The sequence below is a fragment of the Mesorhizobium sp. B2-4-12 genome, from assembly GCF_006441575.1.
Classification (GTDB): domain Bacteria; phylum Pseudomonadota; class Alphaproteobacteria; order Rhizobiales; family Rhizobiaceae; genus Mesorhizobium.
On the sequence record NZ_VFVC01000065.1, the window covers coordinates 1 to 19,869 of the forward strand.

Sequence of the window (19,869 nt, forward strand, 5' to 3'; positions counted from 1 at the left end):
CCATCATGAGGGAGAAAACTGTTACCTATCTATCCGGTTCAAAGTGTTACCCATCTATCGGCTGGACACCGGCAGGCAGGTGAGGGGCAGCGCCGACGCCGGGAAAGAGTTCGAAACTGAGCGAAGAACAGATCAGAATTAGTCCAGCTGGCAAACCAGCGCTGCTGATGCCTCACAACGCGGTACAGGCCAGCCGATGCAAAATCGTACCTTGCCCTATCTCCTGACCTTGCCCAGCCTGTTCCTGGCGGCGGTCGTCATCTTCTGGCCGGTCTGGGACCTGATCCAGATATCGACCCATGACGTCAATCGCTTCGGGCAATTGCACGAGTTCAGCGGCCTCGCTAATTTCTCGGCGCTGTTTGCCGATCCCGACTTCGTCGCCGCGCTGTGGCGCACCGGGCTGTGGACCGTGCTGGTGGTCGGCGGTGCGCTGCTGCTGTCCATCCCGGTGGCGATGATCCTCAACACCGATTTCCATGGTCGCGGGCTGGCCCGCGTCATCATCATGCTGCCTTGGGCGGTGTCGCTGACCATGACGGCTGTGGTCTGGCGCTGGGCATTGAGCGGCGAAAGCGGCATGCTCAATTCGGCGCTGATCGGGCTCGGCCTGATCGACCATAACGTCCAGTGGCTTGCAAGCGCCGAAACGGCGTTTCCGATGCAGGTGCTGATCGGCATACTGGTGACGGTGCCATTCACCACGACGATTTTCCTTGGCGGCCTGTCGTCGATCCCGGACGATCTCTATGAGGCGGCGGCGCTCGAAGGAGCAACGCCAATGCAGCAGTTCCGCGAGATCACCTTTCCGCTCCTGAAGCCGTTCATCAACATCGCCATCGTGCTCAACACGATCTACGTCTTCAATTCCTTCCCGATCATCTGGGTGATGACGCAGGGCGGGCCGGCCAATTCGACCGATATCCTGGTCACCCACCTCTACAAGCTCGCCTTCCGCATCGGCAAACTGGGCGAGGCTTCGGCGGTGTCGCTGGTGATGTTCGCCATATTGCTGATCTTCACCATGATCTATGTGCGGCTGGCGATGCGGGAGCAACGCGCATGACAAATGGCTTCATGACGGCCAAATTGAAGCGCACGATCATCGCCTGGCTGCTGCTGGCGCCGCTGATCGTGGTGACGCTCTTTCCCTTCGCGGTGATGTTCCTGACCGCGGTCAAGCCGCGGACCGAAGTGCTATCGCCGACATGGTGGCCGAGCGAGTTCCGCTGGTCCAACTTCTCCGACATGTGGGTGGCGACCGGTTTCGGCCAGGCGCTGGCCAATTCGCTCTATGTGTCTGTTATCGCCACGATCGGTGCCATCCTCATCTCCGTTCCGGCCGCCTATGCCATGTCGCGCTTTCGCTTTGCCGGCTACGGTGTCTTCCGCCAGTTCCTTTTGATCTCGCAGATGATCTCGCCGATCGTGCTGGTGCTTGGCCTGTTCCGGCTTATGGCGGCCTGGGGGCTGGTCGAATCGACGACCGCGCTCGGCTTCATCTACATGGCCTTCAATGTCGCTTTCACCGTCTGGATGCTGCAGAGTTATTTCGAGACCATTCCGCGCGATCTCGAGGAGGCCGCCTGGATGGAGGGCGCCAGCCGCTGGCTCACCCTGCGCAAGGTGTTCCTGCCGCTCTGCCTGCCGGCCATCGCGGTGACCGCGATCTTCACCTTCATCAATGCCTGGAACGAGTTCGTCGTGGCGCTGACCATGCTGCGCAGCCAGGAGAGCTACACGCTGCCGATCCAGGTGTTCTCGCTGGTCGCCGGCCGCTACACGATCGAGTGGCACCACGTCATGGCCGCCACGCTGCTGGCGACGCTGCCAGTGGCGATCCTGTTCATCTGGCTGCAGCGCTACCTCGTGCGGGGCCTGGCGCTCGGGGCCGTAAAATAGCAATTCCAGGAAAAGTGCTCAGCGGTTTTCCATCCGGAATTGCTGGAGATAATAGCCGTAGCTGTCCACGGAGAGTTTCAATGCGCATCTTCACCGCCTCGCTGGCGACGGAAACCAACACCTTCTCGCCGGTGCCGACCGACCGGGCCTCGTTCGAAATGGCGTTCTACGCCGGACCGGGCAAGCATCCGGAGACGCCGACGCTGTGCTCCTCGCCGATCATCGCCTTGCGCCGGCGCGCGGCCGCCGAAGGCCTGACAGTGGTCGAAGGCACCGCCACCTGGGCGGAGCCCGGCGGGCTGGTGCAGCGCCAGACCTATGAGGCATTGCGCGACGAGATCCTGGGGCAGCTCGAGGCGGCGCTGCCGGTCGATGCGGTCATTCTCGGCCTGCATGGCGCCATGGTGGCGCAAGGCTATGACGACTGCGAGGGCGACCTGCTCGAGCGCGTGCGGGCGATCGTGGGACCTGACGTGGTGATCGCCTCCGAGTTCGATCCGCACAGCCATCTGACGCCGAAGCGCGTGGCGGCGTCCGACATCATGGCCTATTTTCTCGAATTCCCGCACACCGACTTCTACGAGCGCGGCGAGCATGTCGTCGAGCTCGGCCTTGCCGCCGCGCGCGGCGAGATCAAGCCCGTCATCTCGACCTTCGACTGCCGCATGATCCAGGTGCTGCCGACCAGCCGCGAGCCGATGCGGTCCTTCGTCGACCGCATCAAGGCGCTGCACGGCAAGGACGGCGTGCTGTCGGTGTCGGTCGTCCATGGCTTCATGGCCGCCGACGTGCCGGAAATGGGCACGCGCATTCTTGTCATCACCGACAATGACAAAGCCAGGGGCGATGCGCTGGCGGAGCGGCTGGGGCGCGAGCTCTACGCGATGCGCGAAAAGACGGCGATGACGATGCTCTCCACCGCCGACGGTCTCGATCGGGCGCTGGCCGTTCGCGCCGAAAATCCCGGCAAGCCCGTGGTCATCGCCGACATCTGGGACAATCCCGGCGGCGGCGTTCCCGGCGACGGCACATTCGTGCTGCGCCAGATGCTGGTGCGCGGCCTGGACAAGGTCGGTGTGGCGACGATCTGGGACCCGATCGCCGTGACCTTCTGCCTGGCGGCGGGCGAGGGCGCGGTCATCGACCTGCGCTTCGGCGGCAAGGCTGGACCTCAGGGGGGCGAGCCGATCGACGCGCGCGTCAAGGTGCTGAAGGCGGTTCCGGAGGGCTGGCAGAGTTTCGGGCCGAGCCGGGTGACGTTGGGGCCGGCAGCGGTGGTGCGCATTGAAGGCACCGAGGTCGACGTCATCCTGAACACCAACCGCACGCAGACCTTCGAGCCGGACATTTTTTCCAACATCGGCGTCGATCCACTGAGCAAGGACATGCTCCTGATCAAGTCGACCAACCATTTCTACGCCGGCTTCGCGCCGATCGCCGCCGAGATCATCTATGTCACGGCGCCGAGTTCCTATCCGAGCAATCCGGCGGTGACGGATTACAAGAAGCTGAAGCGGCCGGTGTGGCCAAGGGTGGCGGATCCTTGGGGCGCGGGGAGGTGACGCTGATGATCTCCCCCCTTGAGGGGGAGATGTCGCCGAAGGCGACAGAGGGGGTTGCCCGAACTGCCACGACGCCATGCAACGGCAAAAGGAAAGGCCAGCGCTCCACGCGCAACGACCCCCTCTGGCCGCTTCGCGGCCATCTCCCCCACGAGGGAGGAGATTACCAGCGCTATACGAGCCCCCGCTTGATCATCATCGCATCGGGCGAAGGCATCTTGCCACGAAACGCGGTGTAGAGCTCTTCCGGATCCTTCGAGCCGCCGGCGGCGTAGACGTTCTTCCGCAGCCGCTCGGCCAGAGCGGGATTGAAGGGATCGCCGGTTTCCTCGAAGGCGGCGAAGGCGTCGGCGTCGAGCACTTCGGACCACATGTAAGAATAGTAGCCGGCCGAGTAGCCGTCGCCTGAAAAGACATGGCCGAAATGCGGGGTGCGGTGACGCATCGCGATCGTGTCGGGCATGTCTAGTTTTTCCAGCGTTTCGGCCTCGTATCGAAGCGGTGCTTCAGGCGCGTCCGGCCTGGCGTGATACGCCATGTCCATCAGCGCCGAGGCGGTGAATTCGACCGTGGCGAAGCCGGCGCCAAAAGTGCGCGCGGCCAGCATCTTGTCGAGCAGTGCCTTCGGCATCGGCTTACCGGTCTTCTCATGCAGCGCATGCTTCTCCAGCACCGCCGGCACCGTCAGCCAGTGCTCGTAGAGCTGCGAGGGCAGTTCGACGAAATCGCGGCTGACCGAGGTACCGGAGACCGAAGGCCAGGTGACATCGGTCAGCATGCCGTGCAGCGCGTGGCCGAATTCGTGGAACAGCGTTTTCGCCTCGTCGACCGACAGCAATGCGGGCTCGCCCACGGACGGCTTGGCGAAGTTCATGATGTTGTAGATCACCGGCTTCGAACCGTGGCCAAGCTTGTAGCCGGACTTCAGCGCGCTCATCCAGGCGCCGGAACGCTTCGAGGGCCGCGCGAAATAATCGGCCAGGAACAGGCCGCGCTCGCTGCCATCGGCATTTTTCACCACGAACACGCGCGCGTCCGGATGCCAGGCGGCAATGCCCTTTTTCTCTTCGAAGCTGATGCCGAACAACCGTGTCGCCACGTCGAAGCAGGCGTCGATGACCCGGTCGAGCTGCAGATAGGGTTTCAGTTCCGCCTCATCGAAAGCGAATTTCTCGGCGCGCAGCTTCTCCTGGTAGAAACGCCAGTCCCAGGCGGCGAATTTTTCGTTGCTGCCGGCCTCGGCGGCCAGCCGCTCCAGTTCCTTCTGGTCGGCGGCGGCCTTCTGCAGCGCCTTTTCCCAAACCGGATCGAGCAGCGCATGCACCGCCTCCGGCGTCTTGGCCATCGTGTCGTCGAGCTTCAGGGCGGCGAAGGAGGCATAGCCGAGCAATTTCGCCTTTTCGGCGCGCAGCTTCAGCATGTCGCGCACCACGGACGTGTTGTCGGTGACGCCGCCATTCTGGCCGCGCATGGTGAAGGCGCGGAAGGCTATTTCGCGCAGGTCGCGGCGTTCCGAGAAGGTCGTGAACGGCTCGTAGATAGAGCGCGACAGGGTGACGGCGTAACGGCCCTTCTGGCCGCGCATTTCGGCGGCCTCGGCCATGGCGCTCTTCAAAAAGTCCGGCAGGCCGGCAAGGTCTGCCTCGTCCAGGAACAGCGCCCAGTCGCGCTCGTCGGCCAGCACATTCTGGCCGAAAGTCGTGCCGAGCGACGACAGCTCTTCATTGATTTTGGCCAGCCGTTTCTTGCCCTCGGCATCGAGCTTGGCGCCTGAACGGACGAAGCCTTTCCAGGTCTTTTCCAGCACGCGCAGCGTCTCGGCATCGAGCCCCAGGCTCTCGCGGCGGTGGTAGAGATCGTCGATGCGGGCAAACAGCCTTTCGTTCATCGAGATTGCCGAGAAATGCCTCGACATCTTCGGCGAAATGTCACGCTCCAGCGCCTGGATGTCCTCATTGGTGTAGGCGCCTGCGCGGCACCAGAAGATCGACGAGACGTGATCGAGCGCCTCGCCGCCGAGTTCCAGCGCCTGAAGCGTGTTCTCGATCGTCGGTGCATCCTTATTGGAGGCGATCGCGTCGATCTCCGCCTCATGCGCCTGCAGCGCCGCGTCGAAGACCGGGGAAAAGTCGCCGTCGCCGATATGGGTGAAATCAGGCAGGCCGAGCGGCCCCTGCCACGCGGTCAGCGGATGGGCGGCGAGGTCGACGGCTTTCGTGGAGGACATGGAGGGTCTTTCGCTGGCGTCAAAGGGAGGGTGTCACCGATGTAGGGCGCTGCCCGCGAGCCCGCAATATGACAGTTGGCCGATCCGCCTCAGTAGCCGTCGCAGTTTTCGGCGATTGCCGCCTGCGAGCTGGCGGTGATTGTCGGTCACCGCGAAGGTTTCCTGCATCAGCATGTCGTTGTCGGGGAAGTCGTAGCAGGCGATCACCGTGGTGACGCCGCCCTCGCTCTTCTCGATCCGGTGACGGATCGCAGCGCCGGCAATCGCGCTCTTCCATTCGTCGATCGAGACGATGAATTCCTGTTTGCTCTGGACGACGCCGAGGTCGTCGAGTTTGATGCGGACGTCGTCGGCGAGCAGCTCGGAAAGTTCGGTGCGGTCAGCGACCAGCAGCGCCGAATACCAACGGTTGATGATGGCGCCGTCGTCAGCGCGTGCTGCCGAAATCGCAGCCAGCAGTGCGGCCGCCGTGAGACTGACCGACCGGACGTTCGACAGCTGGCGCGCCGTCCCGTTCATTCCAGCACCGGCCGCTCGAAATCGCCGGTCTCCTTGTTCATCGCCCAGAGCTCGCCGGTCGAAATGTCAAACCAGGCCCCGTGCAATGACAGTCGCCCCTTGCCCTCCAGGATCGAGACGCAAGGGAAGGTCCTGAGATTGGCGATGGAATAGCGGATCGAGATGCGCTCCAGCGCCGTCTGGCGCTCCGTCGCCGTCATCAATGTGCTGGAGGCGACGGTCTCCGCGGCCGGCGCGATCAGGCTCATCCACTTGCCGATGAAATCGCCGGGAGACAGCGGCGCGGACGTGGTGTCGAGCGCGGCACGGATGCCGCCGCAGCGGCCATGGCCCATGACGACGATGTTCTTGACCTTGAGGCTCTGCACCGCGAATTCGAGCGCGGCCGAGGTCGAATGGAACTCGCCGTCCGGCGCGTAGGGCGGCACCAGGTTGCCGACATTGCGCAGCACGAAGAGTTCGCCGGGTCCGGCGTCGAAGATCGCCTCGGGCGCCGCGCGCGAATCGCAACAGGCCACGATCATCGTCTCCGGCGCCTGCCCTTCGCGCGCGAGCTCGCGATAGCGGCCGCTCTCCGTGAGGTAGCGGCCGTTCATGAAATTGCGATAACCGGCGAGAAGGTGGTCGGGAAGATGAGGCATAGGCGGCTTTCCGTGTTGGAGGCGGCAGCTCAAATTCTGCTTTACGCATCGTGCTTTCCGAAACCCGAATTCGGTTTTCAGGCCGATGCGTTGCGGTCGAGAAAGGCTCTAGCGGCAAAAGCCTGTTACGAGCAATGCAGAATTGCGCGGGCTGGCCATAAATGCCATGCGCCAAAATCGGACGTCCGCCGACACTGTCATGCCCAGATGGCGACCGGTATTCCAAAACCGTCGGCCAGCGGCGGGTCCGGAAACGGCCTGGCCTTGCCGCTGGCGATGCGGCCGGCGATCAGCATCATCACCGCCGCATCGAGGAAATCATCGGCGGCCGCACCGCGCGGCGGCGGTTGGCCGAGGAAGTCCATGTCATAGCCGTGGCGGCAGAGCAGCACCTTGCGTTCCGCCATGCCGGCCGGATTGATGCTGCCCTTGATCTTCTTCGGCAAACTCATGGCCTGATCACCATTCAACCGGCAGAAGGCCACTTCCGGATGCGATTCGAAGACACGGCCGCGTAGATCGGGCCGCGCGATCAGCAAGCTGTCGATCTCGCGGATCTTCGAAAAAATGCCAAAGGCCTGGATCGAAACGCCGCGCGGCGGATCAGAGGTAGCCTTGGCGACCTCGCTTGCCCTGATATGCGCGGCGTACCAGGCATCGATCGTGGTGAAGTCGGCGGTGTCTGCATAAAGCGCGGCGCGGGACGGGATCGAAAACACGCTGGACTGGCGTGCCCCCAGCAACGGCCTGACCTGAGCCTCCGGTCCGCGCCCGCCCTTGCTCGAAAACTCGGGCAGGCCGATCGGCATGTCGACGGCGACAATAGCGTCGTCGGGAACTGCCGCAAGCAGCGCCGCGAAGCTGGCAAAGACCTTCACCGAAGGCGCCGCATCCGGATCGCGCCGCACCGCGATCCAGCCGGCCTTGCAGCCGTCGGCGCCGACAAGCACGACGGTGGCCGTGGTCAAGCCCGGCGGTCCCGCCCGGGATGCGTGAGGTGGCGAAGCTGCACCATCGCCATCGGGTGCGACAGGCTCTGCGAATCGGTTTCGAGCTGCAATTCGTCGCCGCCGCGCTTGGCGGTGCGCGCCAGGATCTCGTAGACCGCCGCCGTGGTCGACTGCAGCGCCTTGATCGGCGGCTGACCGGAGAGGATGCGCGCCAGATAGACGGCCGCCGTGAGGTCGCCAAGGCCGTTCGGCGGCTTGTCGATGAGGCGATGCTCGGCGAGCAGCGCCTGGTTGCCGTCGAGCAGCAGATTCCCGGTTCCGCCAGTCATCATCGACTGTGCCGAAGTGACCAGCATCGTCGATGGGCCGGCATGGAGCGCGGCCGAGATCACGGATTTCAGGTCGGGCAGCGGCGCGCCGGCCATCCATTCCAGCTCGTAGCGGTTGGGCGTGGCGATATCGGCGATCGGCATCAGCCGGTCGCGCATGGCGGCGGCGGTGGGCTCGGGCACATAGAGGCCGCCCGAATCGCCCATCACCGGATCGCAGATATAGACGGCGCCGGGTGTCCTTGCCTTCACCGCGGCGACCAGTGACGCGACGGCTTCGGCTTGACCGGCCTCACCGAGATATCCCGACAGCACCGCGCCGACCTCGCCCAGCCATGGCGCCCGCTCGAGGTCGGCCATCAGCGCCTTGAACTGGTCGAGCGGCGGCACGATGCGTGTCGCCCGCCCATGGCCGGGGTGCCAGGGCAGGATGATCGTGGGAACGGCCCAGACCGGAAAGCCCAGTGTCTCCAGGGCGAACACTGCGGCGCGGTTTCCGACTGACCCGCGGGCGACATGGCTGGAAATGACGATGACCGCACGCGGTGCGTCGGGTTTTTCGGCGCTCATTCTCTTTTTGATTCCTAGCTGCCCCGGGTGAGGAAAAGCACGAGCCAGACCATCAGGCCCAGCGCCAGAAGCAGTCCGAGTATCCTGCCAACGCGGGTGCCCCAGACCTCGATTGGGTCCGAGCGGTCGGCGTCGGCCGCCGCGACATGGTCGCGCATGCCTTTCGTCGTCCTCGCCACGAAGGAGTTGCCGGCCGGATCGGTCTCGCGCGCGACGCGCTCGAGAATACGGCGCGATTCCGTGTCGCTGTCTTGGCGTTCCGCCATGATGATGTCCCGTTTCGACCGAACCTTATCGTGTTCGCGCGGGCAATCACAGGGGCTTGCAGCCGAGGGTAACCGTGCCGACAGCCATCCCGTCGAAGCCGTTTTCTTGCGCGCCGATTGTGATAATGCTTCGCATGCAACTTCTACCGAGGGACCCATCATGTCTGCCCAGCGCCTTGCCCGACCATCGATATTCCGTACGCTGCCCGCCTTCCTGATGATGGCAATCGTGTTGCCGCTGCTCGCCGGCTGCGGCTACAACACGATCCCGACGGCGGAAGAAAACGCCAAGGCGGCCTGGAGCGAGGTGCTGAATCAGTACCAGCGGCGCGCCGATCTCATCCCCAATTTGGTGGAGACGGTCAAAGGCTACGCCGCGCACGAAAAAGACACGCTCGACGCGGTTGTCGAGGCGCGCGCCAAGGCAACGCAGATCACCGTGACGCCGGAAACGCTGAAGGATCCGGAGGCCTTCAAGAAGTTCCAGGATGCCCAGGCAGGGCTGACCAGCGCGCTGTCGCGGCTGATCGCCGTGTCCGAGGCCTATCCCGACCTCAAGGCCAACCAGAACTTCCTGGCGCTGCAGGCACAGCTCGAAGGCACGGAGAACCGCATCGCGGTGGCGCGGCGCGACTACATCCAGGCGGTCAGGGACTACAACCTGACCCTGAGGACGTTCCCGTCGGTGCTGTGGGCGACACTCTGGTTCCGCGGCAACGAGCCCTTCGCCAATTTCACCGTCGCCGAAGACAAGATGCAGCCGCCGAAGGTCGATTTCGGCACGAGCACGAAGCAGGGCGGGTGAACGACTACCATCTGATTCTGCGAAGACGGACCGCTGGCGTGTTGATACCCCCCTCTGTCCTGCCGGACATCTCCCCCTCAAGGGGGGAGATTGGCAATTTCGCAGGCGGCGCTCTGCTTGCAATGTCGGCGATTGGCGAAGGTCGTGGTTACGGCCGATCTCCCCCCTTGAGGGGGAGATGTCCGGCAGGACAGAGGGGGGCGCGAAGGAACGCTTGCCTAAACACTCTTGGCCTTCTTCTCTGCCTCCTCCTTCTGCCCCTCACCGTCTTCGCCGCCGATCTTCCCGCCCTCACCGGGCGTGTCGTCGACTACGCCGGCATCATCGATGCCGGCACCAAAGCAGCGTTGACGCAGAAGCTCGCCGATTTCGAGAAAAAGGGTTCCGACCAGATCGTCGTCGCCACCATCCCGAGCCTCGGCGGCGAGGAGATCGAGCCCTACGCCAACCGGCTGTTCCGCTTCTGGAAGCTTGGCCAGGCCAAGGAGAACAACGGCGTCCTGCTGCTGGTCGCGCCGAATGACCGCAAGATGCGCATCGAGGTCGGCTACGGGCTGGAAGGCACGCTGACCGACCTGCACACCAAGCTGATCATCGAGAACGACATGGTGCCGGCCTTCCGCGCCGGCGACTTCTCCGGTGGCATCAGCAAGGCCGTCGACGACATGGTCATGGTGCTGGAAGGCAATCCGGAGGAACTCGAAGCGCGAGGCAAGCGCAACCAGCAGGCGCCGTTGAATCCCGACAACCTGTTCTTCGCCATCTTCATTGGCATCTGGGCGATCATTTTCTTCGGCGGCATCGCGGCTTCCGTCCTGCCGCCGATCTTCGGCCAGAAACTCGGGCCGGGCCGTTATCGCTGGCTCGGCATGACCTTCGAGCCTGGCCGGCGCTCCTCATCCGGTGGTGGCTGGTCTTCCGGAAGTTCCGGCGGTGGCTGGTCTTCGGGTGGCGGTGGCGGCGGTTTTTCGGGCGGCGGCGGTTCGTCCGGCGGCGGCGGTTCGTCAGGAGGCTGGTGAGGCAACGGCATGGCGACACGACCGATCAGCCCGCGGGATCATGAACGCATCGCCGACGCGATCCGCGCCGCGGAGGCCAGGACCGATGGCGAGATCTACTGCGTCGTGGCGCGTGCCAGCGACGGCTATTTCTCCCCCGCCGCCTTGATGGCGACACTCGGCATGCTGATCGTCAGCCTCGCCGTCGCCTATGGGCTGGAGGCATGGTGGCTCGCCATTCGCCTGCCGCATTTCGTCATCGCCGAGCTTCTGGCGTTGGCCAGCGTGCTGGCGCTGTTGTGGGCGCTGCCCGGCCTGCGCATCCATATGGTGCCACGGCGGCTGCGCTATCAGGCGGCACACGCCAACGCGATCAAGCAGTTCCTTGCCCGCAACGTCCATCGCACCACGGCGCGCACCGGCGTGCTGATCTTCGTGTCGATCGCCGAACGCTATGCAGAGGTGGTCGCCGATTCGGGTATCGACGACAAGGTCGGCCAGCAGGTCTGGGATGGCGTCGTGCGGGATCTCACCGCGCATGCCGGCGACGACCGGCTTGCCGACGGTTTCGTCAAGGCGATCGAGCAGGTGGGGGCAGTGCTGGCCGAGCACTTCCCGGTCACGCCGGACGATACCAACGAGCTCGACGACCATCTGGTCGAAATCTGAAAAGCCCGCCCGCCGCGCTTCGGTTCTCGAAAACCACGTCATGCGTCTCGGCTGAACGCGTTCTCAGATGGCTTTGTCCAATGTCAGCAGTGTCGGGACCGATTGCGAGAAAGCGGTCGGCGGGCCGCCCTGACTCTTTGCAATCGGGCGATGCGGGTTTATGGTTAACAAATCATGAATACGCTGACGATCGACATCCGCAAAGCCGAACCGCGCGACGCCGGCGCCATCGCCGAAGTGCATCTCGAGGCCTGGCGCGGCGCCTACAGCGGCATCATTCCGCATCGCACGCTGACATCGATGATCAACCGCCGCGGCGCCGACTGGTGGGCGAATGCGATTCGCCGCGCCGCGACCGTCCTGGTGGTCGAGATCGGCGGTACGATCGCCGGCTATGCGACGATCGGCAAGAACCGCGCCCGGGAACTCAAGCAGCAGGGCGAGATCTACGAATTGTACCTGCGCCCGGAATATCAGGGCATCGGTCTAGGCCGGCGGCTGTTTTCGGCAGCCAGGGCACGTCTCGCCGACCATGGCCTGAAAGGCATGGTGGTGTGGGCGCTGGAAGACAATCAGAACGCGCTGGCTTTCTATGCCGGCGCCGGCGGCCGCGACATTGCCGAAGGCGTCGAGATCTTCGAGCAGAAAGCGCTGAAGAAGGTCGCTTTCATCTGGGAGTGACTGCCGAGGGATAATCGCGGAAGGCGAAGACTACAGAAGGTATCCCGCGCAAAAATCACGACGCTGAAACATCTTGTGCTGATTGTTGAACGCGTCGAACGCGATCGCGTCTCGCCTGACATGCGTGAACACCATTCGCCGCATTGCGCCATTTTGCGCCGCCCGCTATCGGTCTCCCAACCGAGAGAGGGACAAAACCATGCGCATCGAAGCCATAGCCACCGGAAAGAATCCGCCTGAAGACGTCAACGTCATCATCGAGGTGCCGATCGGCGGCGAGCCGATCAAGTACGAAATGGACAAGGAGGCCGGCACGCTGTTCGTCGACCGCTTCCTGCACACCTCGATGCGCTATCCCGGCAATTACGGCTTCGTGCCGCACACGCTGTCGGGCGACGGCGATCCGATCGACGTGCTGGTCTGCAACACGCGCGCGCTGGTGCCGGGCTGCGTCATCAATGTGCGGCCGATCGGCGTGTTGATCATGGAAGACAATGCCGGCCAGGACGAGAAGGTCATCGCCGTGCCGTCGCCGAAGCTGACGCTGCGTTACGAGAATGTCACCGAATACACCCACCTGCCCGAAATCACCCGCCAGCAGGTGCAGCACTTCTTCGAGCACTACAAGGATCTCGAGCCCGGCAAATGGGTCAAGATCGAAGGCTGGCATGATTCCAAATACGCCAAGAAGATGATCATGGACGCGGTCGACCGCGCCAAGGCGAGCAAGTAGGCTAATTATCGACCCGGCCGAAGGGTGGCACATCGCCGATGACGGTGTGCCTGTCCTTGCCCTAGACTAGGCGAAGCTCCGCGTCTCGTCTGCGCTGCCCCTCATCCGCCTGCCGGCACCTTCTCCCCGTATAGTGACGGGGAGAAGGGGACGTCCGCTGCCTCGGCGCTCTCTTTGCAACGCCGTCGATTGGCGAAATCGATGATGAGAGCGCCCCTCTCCCCTCCTAATACGGGGAGAGGATGCCGGCAGGCAGGTGAGGGGCTGCGCAGCGCCTGAAAGTTTTATTTCTTCAAGCTTGCTTCGATCAGCAGGTCGGCGTTGCGGGCGACCGATTGCGCGGGCCCGCCGAGCCCGAACAGCTGGCCGCTAATATAGGCGCCCTCGATGAGCAGCAGCAGCCCGTCGCCCAGCGTATCGGCGTCTGGCGCGCCCATCGCCGCAGCCATGGTACGCAGCCTGCGACGCAGTTCCTGCTTGTTCTCCTCGCTCACCACGCGTGCCGGATGGCCACGCTCGGGATATTCGACGGCCGCATTGGTCATGCCGCAGCCGCGATAGTCCGGTTTCTGCGTGCGCTTGCCGACGCGGGTGAGCAAGGCAATGATCTGTGCGCGCGGATCGCCCGGATGGGCGTCGATGGCCTCGTCGAAGCGCTCCCAGAACTCAAGGTCGTATTGCCTGAGATAGGACGCGGCCAGTTCGTCCTTGGAGGGGAAGCTGCGATAGAGGCTCGGTTTGGTGACGCCGGCGCGCTTGACGATCTCGTCGACACCGATCGCTCTTATGCCGCGCCGGTAGAACAGCTCATAGGCCACGTCGAGGATCTTCTTGGCGGCCTTCGGCGGCGCCGATGCATGACCGTCGCTGATGGCCAGTTCAATATTTTTGTCAGTTGGCATCATGGGACTCGATTGACAATGTTACCGATCGGTACGTATACATGCTCCCATCTTGCAACGTACCGGTCAGTAACATGGTAGCCCAATCCCGTCCATTTGGCCAGCGCTACGCTTTCGTCGTGGTCGGCGTCATCTTCCTCTGCCTGCTGATCGCGGCCGGCTTGCGTTCCGCGCCCGCCGTCATGATGCTGCCGCTCGAAAACAGTTTTGGCTGGCGGCGCGACGTCATTTCGCTGGCGGCTGGCGTCGGCATCCTGCTCTATGGCCTCACCGGTCCGTTCGCGGCCGCGCTGATGGAGCGGATCGGGCTGCGCCGCACGCTGCTTGCCGCCTTGGTGGTGATGTCGGCCTCGACCGCGCTCAGTCTGCTGATGACCAAGCCGTGGCACCTGTTCATCACCTGGGGCGTCTTCTCCGGCATCGGCTCTGGCGCCGTCGCCAGCGTGCTCGGCGCCACCATCGTCAACCGCTGGTTCAAGACCAATCGCGGCCTGGTCATGGGGCTAATGTCGGCCTCCAGCGCCACCGGCATGCTGATTTTCCTGCCGCTGATCGCTTCCCTGGCACAATCGGGCGGCTGGAAGCCGGTCGCAATCGCGGTCGCGGTCGCCACCGCCTGCCTGTTGCCCCTGGTCTGGCTGCTGGTGCCCGAGCGTCCGGCCTCGATCGGTATGGTTCGCTATGGTGCCGGAGCCGACGACGTGCCACCGGTTTCGCCCGCTTCGCAGGGCAATTTCCTGGCGCACACGCTCAACACGTTGCGCCGCGCCGCCGGCACAAGGGTGTTCTGGTATCTGTTCGCCACTTTCTTCGTCTGCGGCTTCACCACCAACGGGCTGGTCGGCACGCATCTGATCGCCTTCTGCGGCGATATGGGCATCGGTGAGGTGCAGGCCGCCGGCTTGTTGTCGATGATGGGCATTTTCGACCTGATCGGCACGACGCTGTCAGGATGGCTCACCGACCGTTACGACCCGCGCAAGCTGCTCGGCGTCTATTATGCCATCCGTGGCCTGTCGTTGATCTACCTGCCCTATTCCGGCTTCTCGGCGACCAGCCTGATCATTTTCGCGGTGCTCTACGGCCTCGACTGGATCGCCACCGTGCCGCCGACGCTACGGCTCGCCAACGAGGCTTTCGGCGATCGCAGTGGGCCGATCGTGTTCGGCTGGATCGTCGCCGGCCATCAGGTCGGGGCTGCCACCGCCGCTGCCTTCGGCGGCACGATGCGCGAGCTGCAGGGCAATTACGAGCTGGCCTTCCTGATCGCCGGCATGACGGCGATCGCGGCGGCCTGTATCTCACTGCTGATCAACACCGACAGGCCGGCATTCGATCCCGAGCCGCAAGCGGCTTGAGGCGGGACGCCAGTCTCCCCCCCTCGAGGGGGAGATGGCCGCAAAAGCGGCCAGAGGGGGTCGGTTCGACTGGACGCCGACGTTCCGCGGCAGATGAAGGTTAGCACTTCACGCGAGGCGACCCCTCTGTCGCCTTTGGCGACATCTCCCCCTCGATGGGGGAGATTGGCAGCTGTTGTCAAAACTTCATGGTTCCGAAATGTGCCTGAAACATTCAGGCCAGAGCTTGGTGGCATCGTTCAAAGCCATCCAGGAGACAGCCATGAAGAAGTTATCGATGACCCGCCGCGCCTTCGTCACTTCGGCCAGCGCGGCCGGTCTGCTCGGCGCCTCGGGGCTCGCATTGCCCTATTATTCCCGCGCCAGCCAGCGTCCGGCCTTCACCCATGGCGTCCAGTCCGGCGATGTCGACGCCGTCAGCGGCATGGTCTGGACCCGTACCGACCGCCCCGCGCGCGTCATGTTCGAAGTATCGACCACGGAAAGCTTCGCCAATGCGACGAAGCTGGCGCCGCTCGATACGTCGCCGGCCAGCGACTATACGGTCAAGCGGCTGCTCACCGACCTCGCCTCCGACCAGGACATCTTCTACCGCATGTCGGCGGCCGATCTTTCCGACATCAATGCCATCTCCGAGCCGATCGTCGGTCGTTTCCGCACCGCGCCGTCCTCGAAGCGCGACGTGCGCTTTGCCTGGTCGGGCGATACCGCCGGCCAGGGCTGGGGCATCGACGAGACCGGCATGAAGACCTACTCCACCATCGCCAAGCATACGCCGGACTTCTTCCTGCATTCGGGCGACACCATTTATGCCGATGGCGCGATGAAGGACGAAGTCGACCTGCCCGGCGGCGGCAAGTGGAAGAACGTCGTTCTCATCGACGGCAAGCGCAAGGTGGCCGAGACGCTGGACGAATATCGCGACCAGTGGAAGTACAACATGACGGACAAGAACGTGCTGGAACTCAGCGCCATCTGCCCGACTTTCTACCAGTGGGACGACCATGAAGTGCTGAACAACTGGTCGGATTCGAAGAACCTTAGCGCCGACGATCGCTACAAGGAGAAATCCATCCACGTGCTGGCGGCCCGCGCCGCGCGCGCCTTCCACGAGATGACAACCATCCGCTACGAGCCATCGGAGCCGGGTCGTGTCTATCGCAAGATCGCTCACGGACCGCTGCTCGACGTGTTCTTCCTCGATATGCGCTCCTATCGCGGCCCCAACGGCCCCGACATGGAGGACACCATGACGCCGCAGTCGCGCATGCTCGGCGAACAGCAGACGAAGTGGCTGAAGCGCGAGTTGACGAACTCGAAGGCGACCTGGAAGATCATCGCCGCCGACATGCCGCTCGGCCTCGTGGTCTGGGACGACGGCACCAAAAAGGTTGGCGCCGAAGCGGTCAGCAATGGCGACAATGGCGCGCCGAAAGGCCGCGAACTCGAATTCGCCGACCTGTTGCGCTACATCAAGAACGCCGGCATCACCAACACCGTCTGGCTCACTGCAGACGTCCACTACACGGCAGCCCACTACTACAATCCCGACAAGGCACAGTTCCAGGATTTCAACCCGTTCTGGGAGTTCGTCTCCGGCCCGATCCATGCCGGCACCTTCGGTCCTAACGATTTCGACATGACCTTCGGCCCCGAGCTGAAATTCATCAAGGCGCCGAGCGCGGAGCAGGGCCAGAACCTGCCGCCGTCAGCCGGGCTGCAGTTCTTCGGCCTGGTCGATATATCCGGCGCCACCGAGCAGCTGACGGTGCGGTTGATGGATCGTGACGACAACGAGCTTTACAAGGTCACGCTCGACCCTGTGCGCTCTGCGTGAGGCGACCCGGGACGGCCGTTGAAGCAGCCGTCAATCCGGGTAGCAGACCATCGGAATGTTCGGCCAGACGGCGCCGTCGCAATTGGCGGCGTCCTGGCGCTGCTTGAAAGCGGCGCTGACCGGGCCGGTCACCACGGGGTCAACGCCATCGGGCGCGTCGGCGAAGACCTGTTGGGCCGAAGAAGTATCTGTCGGAAGAACAGGCCGTGCTTCCTTCAGCGCCGCGGCCGACTGCGCGGCGTTGGCCGCCAGCAGCGTGGCGAAAGCCGCAGATGCGACGAGCGGCCAAAAACGGTTGAGTTTGTCGGTCATCACGTTCGAACTGCCCGGGCCATGAAAGGTTCCCGCCTTGGTTAACAAAATCATTTCACACGAGGATGCTTAAGATTTGATGAGGATTTGGTGTCATGCGTCCTCTTTCGCAAATGCGAAAAACCTTGTATGAGCCGCGCAACCGAAAGAGGCAGCGCCTTTGGCCTGCTGCCTGCAACGCTCCCGAGACCAGAACATGAAACTCCGTAATATCGCGATCATCGCGCACGTCGACCATGGAAAGACTACCCTTGTCGACCAGCTTCTGAAGCAGTCCGGCTCTTTCCGCGACAACCAGCGCGTCGCCGAGCGCGCCATGGATTCCAACGACCTCGAAAAGGAGCGCGGCATCACCATCCTCGCCAAGGCGACCTCGGTCGACTGGAAGGACACCCGCATCAACATCGTCGACACCCCGGGACACGCCGATTTCGGCGGCGAGGTCGAGCGCATCCTGTCGATGGTGGATTCAGCCATCGTGCTGGTCGATGCCGCCGAAGGCCCGATGCCGCAGACCAAGTTCGTCGTCGGCAAGGCGCTCAAGGTCGGCCTGAAGCCGATCGTCGTCATCAACAAGATCGACCGGCCGGACGCCCGCCATGTCGAAGTGGTCAACGAGGTGTTCGACCTGTTCGCCGCGCTCGACGCCACCGACGAGCAGCTCGACTTCCCGATCCTCTACGGTTCGGGCCGCGACGGCTGGGTGTCGGAAAATCCGGAAGGCCCCAAGGACCAGCAGCTCGCGCCGCTGTTCGACCTCGTCATCAAGCATGTGCCGGCGCCTACCGTTCATCCCGGCCCGTTCCGGATGATCGGTACCATCCTGGAGGCCAATCCCTTCCTTGGCCGCATCATCACCGGGCGCATCGAGAGCGGCACGCTGAAGGCCAACCAACCGGTCAAGGTGCTGCACCATGACGGCATCCAGATCGAAACCGGCCGCATTTCCAAGATCCTCGCCTTCCGCGGCCTCGAGCGCCAGCCGATCGAGGAAGCCCAGGCGGGCGACATCGTCGCCATTGCCGGTCTGTCCAAGGGCACCGTCGCCGACACGTTCTGCGACCCGAGCGTTACCGAGGCGCTGCATGCGCAGCCGATCGATCCGCCGACGGTGACCATGTCCTTCCTCGTCAATGACAGTCCGCTGGCCGGCACCGAAGGCGACAAGGTGACCAGCCGCGTCATCCGCGACCGCCTGCTGCGCGAGGCCGAAGGCAATGTCGCGCTCAAGATCGAGGAATCGCCCGACAAGGATTCGTTCTTCGTTTCCGGGCGTGGCGAATTGCAGCTCGCCGTGCTGATCGAGACGATGCGCCGCGAAGGCTTCGAGATCGCCGTGTCGCGGCCGCGCGTCGTTATGCAGAAGGGCGAGAACGGCGAACTGCTGGAGCCGGTCGAGGAAGTCGTTATCGACGTCGACGAGGAGCATGCCGGCGTCGTCGTGCAGAAGATGTCGGAGCGCAAGGCCGAGATGGTGGAACTGCGCCCCTCGGGCGGCAACCGCCAGCGCATCGTCTTCCACGCGCCGACGCGTGGCCTGATCGGCTACCAGTCGGAACTTTTGACCGACACGCGCGGCACCGCCGTGATGAACCGGCTGTTCCACGCTTATGAGCCCTATAAGGGCGAGCTGCCCGGCCGTACCAATGGCGTGCTGATCTCCAACGAGCAGGGCGAATCGGTCGCCTACGCCATGTGGAACCTGGAAGACCGCGGCCCGATGGTCATCGATCCGGGCGTCAAGGTCTATCAGGGCATGATCATCGGCATCCATTCCCGCGACAACGATCTCGAAGTGAACGTGCTGAAGGGCAAGAAGCTTACCAACATCCGCGCCGCCGGCAAGGACGAGGCGGTCAAGCTGACGCCGCCGATCCGCATGACGCTGGAACGCGCCCTGGCCTGGATCCAGGACGACGAACTGGTCGAGGTGACGCCGAAGACCATCCGCCTCCGCAAGCTCTATCTCGACCCTAACGAGCGCAAGCGCTTCGAGAAGTCGGCCAAGGCGGTCGGCGCGGCGTAATTTCCGTTCCTCCATTTGAAAAGGGGTGGGGCACACCAGTGCGCCGCCCCTTTTTCATTTTCATCTGAGGGCTGCCGCGATAATGACCTGTCGATCAGGTTCGCCGGTCAGGTCGATACGCAACGTCGTTCCTTCGCGAGCCGGCTTGCGCAGGGCTTTTGCGCCGCCTGGATCGACGAGTAGCAATCGCCGCTCTTCCAGCGCCTGAAGCCTTGATCGCGAGATGCCGAGTTCGTTGGCGAGCAGACGGTCGAGCCGGAGCGACGTCGGCATTTCGAACCCAAGCCAGAGTTCCAACGCTGTCGCGGTTTCCGTCGTCTCTCCAACCGCCTGCTTGGGCACGGCGACATCGGGAAACTCCTCGACACGTCCCACCTTGTCGCGCAGGGCGACGATGTCGAAGGCGTGGCGCCGCGCCAGCCCCGGATCGTTGCTTTCGAGCGCCCGTAAGAGCGCTCGATGGGAGGGCGCGCTCGGCTCAATCCATTCTTCGACCGCCGGCGCTGCCCCTCATCCGCCTGCCGGTGTCCAGCCGATAGATGGGTAACACTTTGAACCGGATAGATAGGTAACAGTTTTCTC

19 protein-coding genes and 1 pseudogene are annotated in these 19,869 nt (G+C 63.7%); 11 read left to right on the plus strand and 9 right to left on the minus strand.

Annotated features, from left to right (window positions below; all coding sequences use genetic code 11):
* Positions 1-196: 196 nt before the first annotated feature.
* From FJ934_RS25960 to FJ934_RS25970, 3 genes are all read left to right on the plus strand, one after another.
* Positions 197-1,066 (plus strand): sugar ABC transporter permease, encoded by an 870-nt coding sequence (locus FJ934_RS25960; protein WP_140613269.1) that lies wholly within the window; start codon positions 197-199, stop codon positions 1,064-1,066.
* Between the two features lie 11 nt (positions 1,067-1,077).
* Positions 1,078-1,902: a carbohydrate ABC transporter permease gene (locus FJ934_RS25965; protein WP_140613286.1), complete on the plus strand. Its 825-nt coding sequence runs from the start codon at positions 1,078-1,080 to the stop codon at positions 1,900-1,902.
* Between the two features lie 80 nt (positions 1,903-1,982).
* Positions 1,983-3,464 carry a M81 family metallopeptidase gene (locus FJ934_RS25970; RefSeq protein ID WP_140613270.1) on the plus strand — a complete coding sequence of 494 codons (1,482 nt, stop codon included), beginning with the start codon at positions 1,983-1,985 and terminating at the stop codon, positions 3,462-3,464.
* A gap of 172 nt (positions 3,465-3,636) precedes the next feature.
* Here FJ934_RS25970 and FJ934_RS25975 read toward each other — a convergent pair whose 3' ends face one another.
* The 6 genes and pseudogenes from FJ934_RS25975 to FJ934_RS26000 form a co-directional block, all read right to left on the minus strand.
* The gene (locus FJ934_RS25975) at positions 3,637-5,691 is read right to left on the minus strand and encodes a M3 family metallopeptidase (protein WP_140613271.1); all 2,055 of its coding nucleotides are present in this window, start codon (positions 5,689-5,691) and stop codon (positions 3,637-3,639) included.
* An 89-nt stretch (positions 5,692-5,780) separates the two neighbouring features.
* Positions 5,781-6,210, minus strand: a pseudogene (locus tag FJ934_RS25980) (nuclear transport factor 2 family protein).
* On the minus strand, positions 6,207-6,851 hold the full coding sequence (locus FJ934_RS25985) for a carbonic anhydrase (protein WP_140613272.1): 645 nt from the start codon (positions 6,849-6,851) through the stop codon (positions 6,207-6,209). Before FJ934_RS25985 ends, FJ934_RS25980 begins: the two are co-directional and overlap by 4 nt.
* Positions 6,852-7,048: 197 nt before the next feature.
* Entirely contained in the window at positions 7,049-7,819 is a 771-nt protein-coding gene (locus tag FJ934_RS25990) for a DUF429 domain-containing protein (protein ID WP_140613273.1), read from the minus strand.
* A complete protein-coding gene (pdxY, locus tag FJ934_RS25995; protein ID WP_140613274.1) occupies positions 7,816-8,700 on the minus strand; it encodes a pyridoxal kinase PdxY in 885 nt (294 codons plus the stop codon). Before pdxY ends, FJ934_RS25990 begins: the two co-directional genes overlap by 4 nt.
* A gap of 14 nt (positions 8,701-8,714) precedes the next feature.
* Positions 8,715-8,966: a hypothetical protein gene (locus FJ934_RS26000; protein ID WP_140613275.1), complete on the minus strand. Its 252-nt coding sequence runs from the start codon at positions 8,964-8,966 to the stop codon at positions 8,715-8,717.
* A 160-nt stretch (positions 8,967-9,126) separates the two neighbouring features.
* Between FJ934_RS26000 and FJ934_RS26005 the strand changes: the two genes are divergently transcribed.
* The 5 genes from FJ934_RS26005 (at position 9,127) to ppa (ending at position 12,852) form a co-directional block, all read left to right on the plus strand.
* The gene (locus FJ934_RS26005; protein WP_140613276.1) at positions 9,127-9,771 is read left to right on the plus strand and encodes a LemA family protein; all 645 of its coding nucleotides are present in this window, start codon (positions 9,127-9,129) and stop codon (positions 9,769-9,771) included.
* Between the two features lie 167 nt (positions 9,772-9,938).
* Positions 9,939-10,790, plus strand: a complete 852-nt coding sequence (locus tag FJ934_RS26010; RefSeq protein WP_140613277.1) for a YgcG family protein — start codon at positions 9,939-9,941, stop codon at positions 10,788-10,790.
* Positions 10,791-10,799: 9 nt separating this feature from the next.
* Positions 10,800-11,438 carry a TPM domain-containing protein gene (locus FJ934_RS26015; RefSeq protein WP_140613278.1) on the plus strand — a complete coding sequence of 213 codons (639 nt, stop codon included), beginning with the start codon at positions 10,800-10,802 and terminating at the stop codon, positions 11,436-11,438.
* Between the two features lie 174 nt (positions 11,439-11,612).
* On the plus strand, positions 11,613-12,119 hold the full coding sequence (locus FJ934_RS26020; RefSeq protein WP_140613279.1) for a GNAT family N-acetyltransferase: 507 nt from the start codon (positions 11,613-11,615) through the stop codon (positions 12,117-12,119).
* 199 nt (positions 12,120-12,318) lie between these two features.
* Positions 12,319-12,852: an inorganic diphosphatase gene (gene ppa / locus FJ934_RS26025; protein ID WP_135900105.1), complete on the plus strand. Its 534-nt coding sequence runs from the start codon at positions 12,319-12,321 to the stop codon at positions 12,850-12,852.
* A gap of 284 nt (positions 12,853-13,136) precedes the next feature.
* On the opposite strand, the gene FJ934_RS26030 is transcribed toward ppa, so the two are convergent.
* The gene (locus tag FJ934_RS26030; protein ID WP_140613280.1) at positions 13,137-13,754 is read right to left on the minus strand and encodes a TetR/AcrR family transcriptional regulator; all 618 of its coding nucleotides are present in this window, start codon (positions 13,752-13,754) and stop codon (positions 13,137-13,139) included.
* Positions 13,755-13,828: 74 nt separating this feature from the next.
* On the opposite strand from FJ934_RS26030, the gene FJ934_RS26035 reads away from it, so the two are divergent.
* Together FJ934_RS26035 and FJ934_RS26040 are read left to right on the plus strand one after the other, a co-directional pair.
* Positions 13,829-15,112: an MFS transporter gene (locus FJ934_RS26035; RefSeq protein WP_181165775.1), complete on the plus strand. Its 1,284-nt coding sequence runs from the start codon at positions 13,829-13,831 to the stop codon at positions 15,110-15,112.
* A gap of 262 nt (positions 15,113-15,374) precedes the next feature.
* Positions 15,375-16,949, plus strand: a complete 1,575-nt coding sequence (locus tag FJ934_RS26040; protein WP_140613282.1) for an alkaline phosphatase — start codon at positions 15,375-15,377, stop codon at positions 16,947-16,949.
* A 30-nt stretch (positions 16,950-16,979) separates the two neighbouring features.
* On the opposite strand, the gene FJ934_RS26045 is transcribed toward FJ934_RS26040, so the two are convergent.
* Entirely contained in the window at positions 16,980-17,261 is a 282-nt protein-coding gene (locus FJ934_RS26045) for a hypothetical protein (RefSeq protein WP_246671640.1), read from the minus strand.
* 196 nt (positions 17,262-17,457) lie between these two features.
* On the opposite strand from FJ934_RS26045, the gene typA reads away from it, so the two are divergent.
* On the plus strand, positions 17,458-19,287 hold the full coding sequence (typA, locus tag FJ934_RS26050) for a translational GTPase TypA (protein ID WP_140613284.1): 1,830 nt from the start codon (positions 17,458-17,460) through the stop codon (positions 19,285-19,287).
* Positions 19,288-19,347: 60 nt separating this feature from the next.
* Here the strand turns inward: typA and FJ934_RS26055 are convergent, their stop codons facing one another.
* Positions 19,348-19,770 carry a DUF1062 domain-containing protein gene (locus FJ934_RS26055; protein WP_140613285.1) on the minus strand — a complete coding sequence of 141 codons (423 nt, stop codon included), beginning with the start codon at positions 19,768-19,770 and terminating at the stop codon, positions 19,348-19,350.
* Positions 19,771-19,869: the final 99 nt, after the last annotated feature.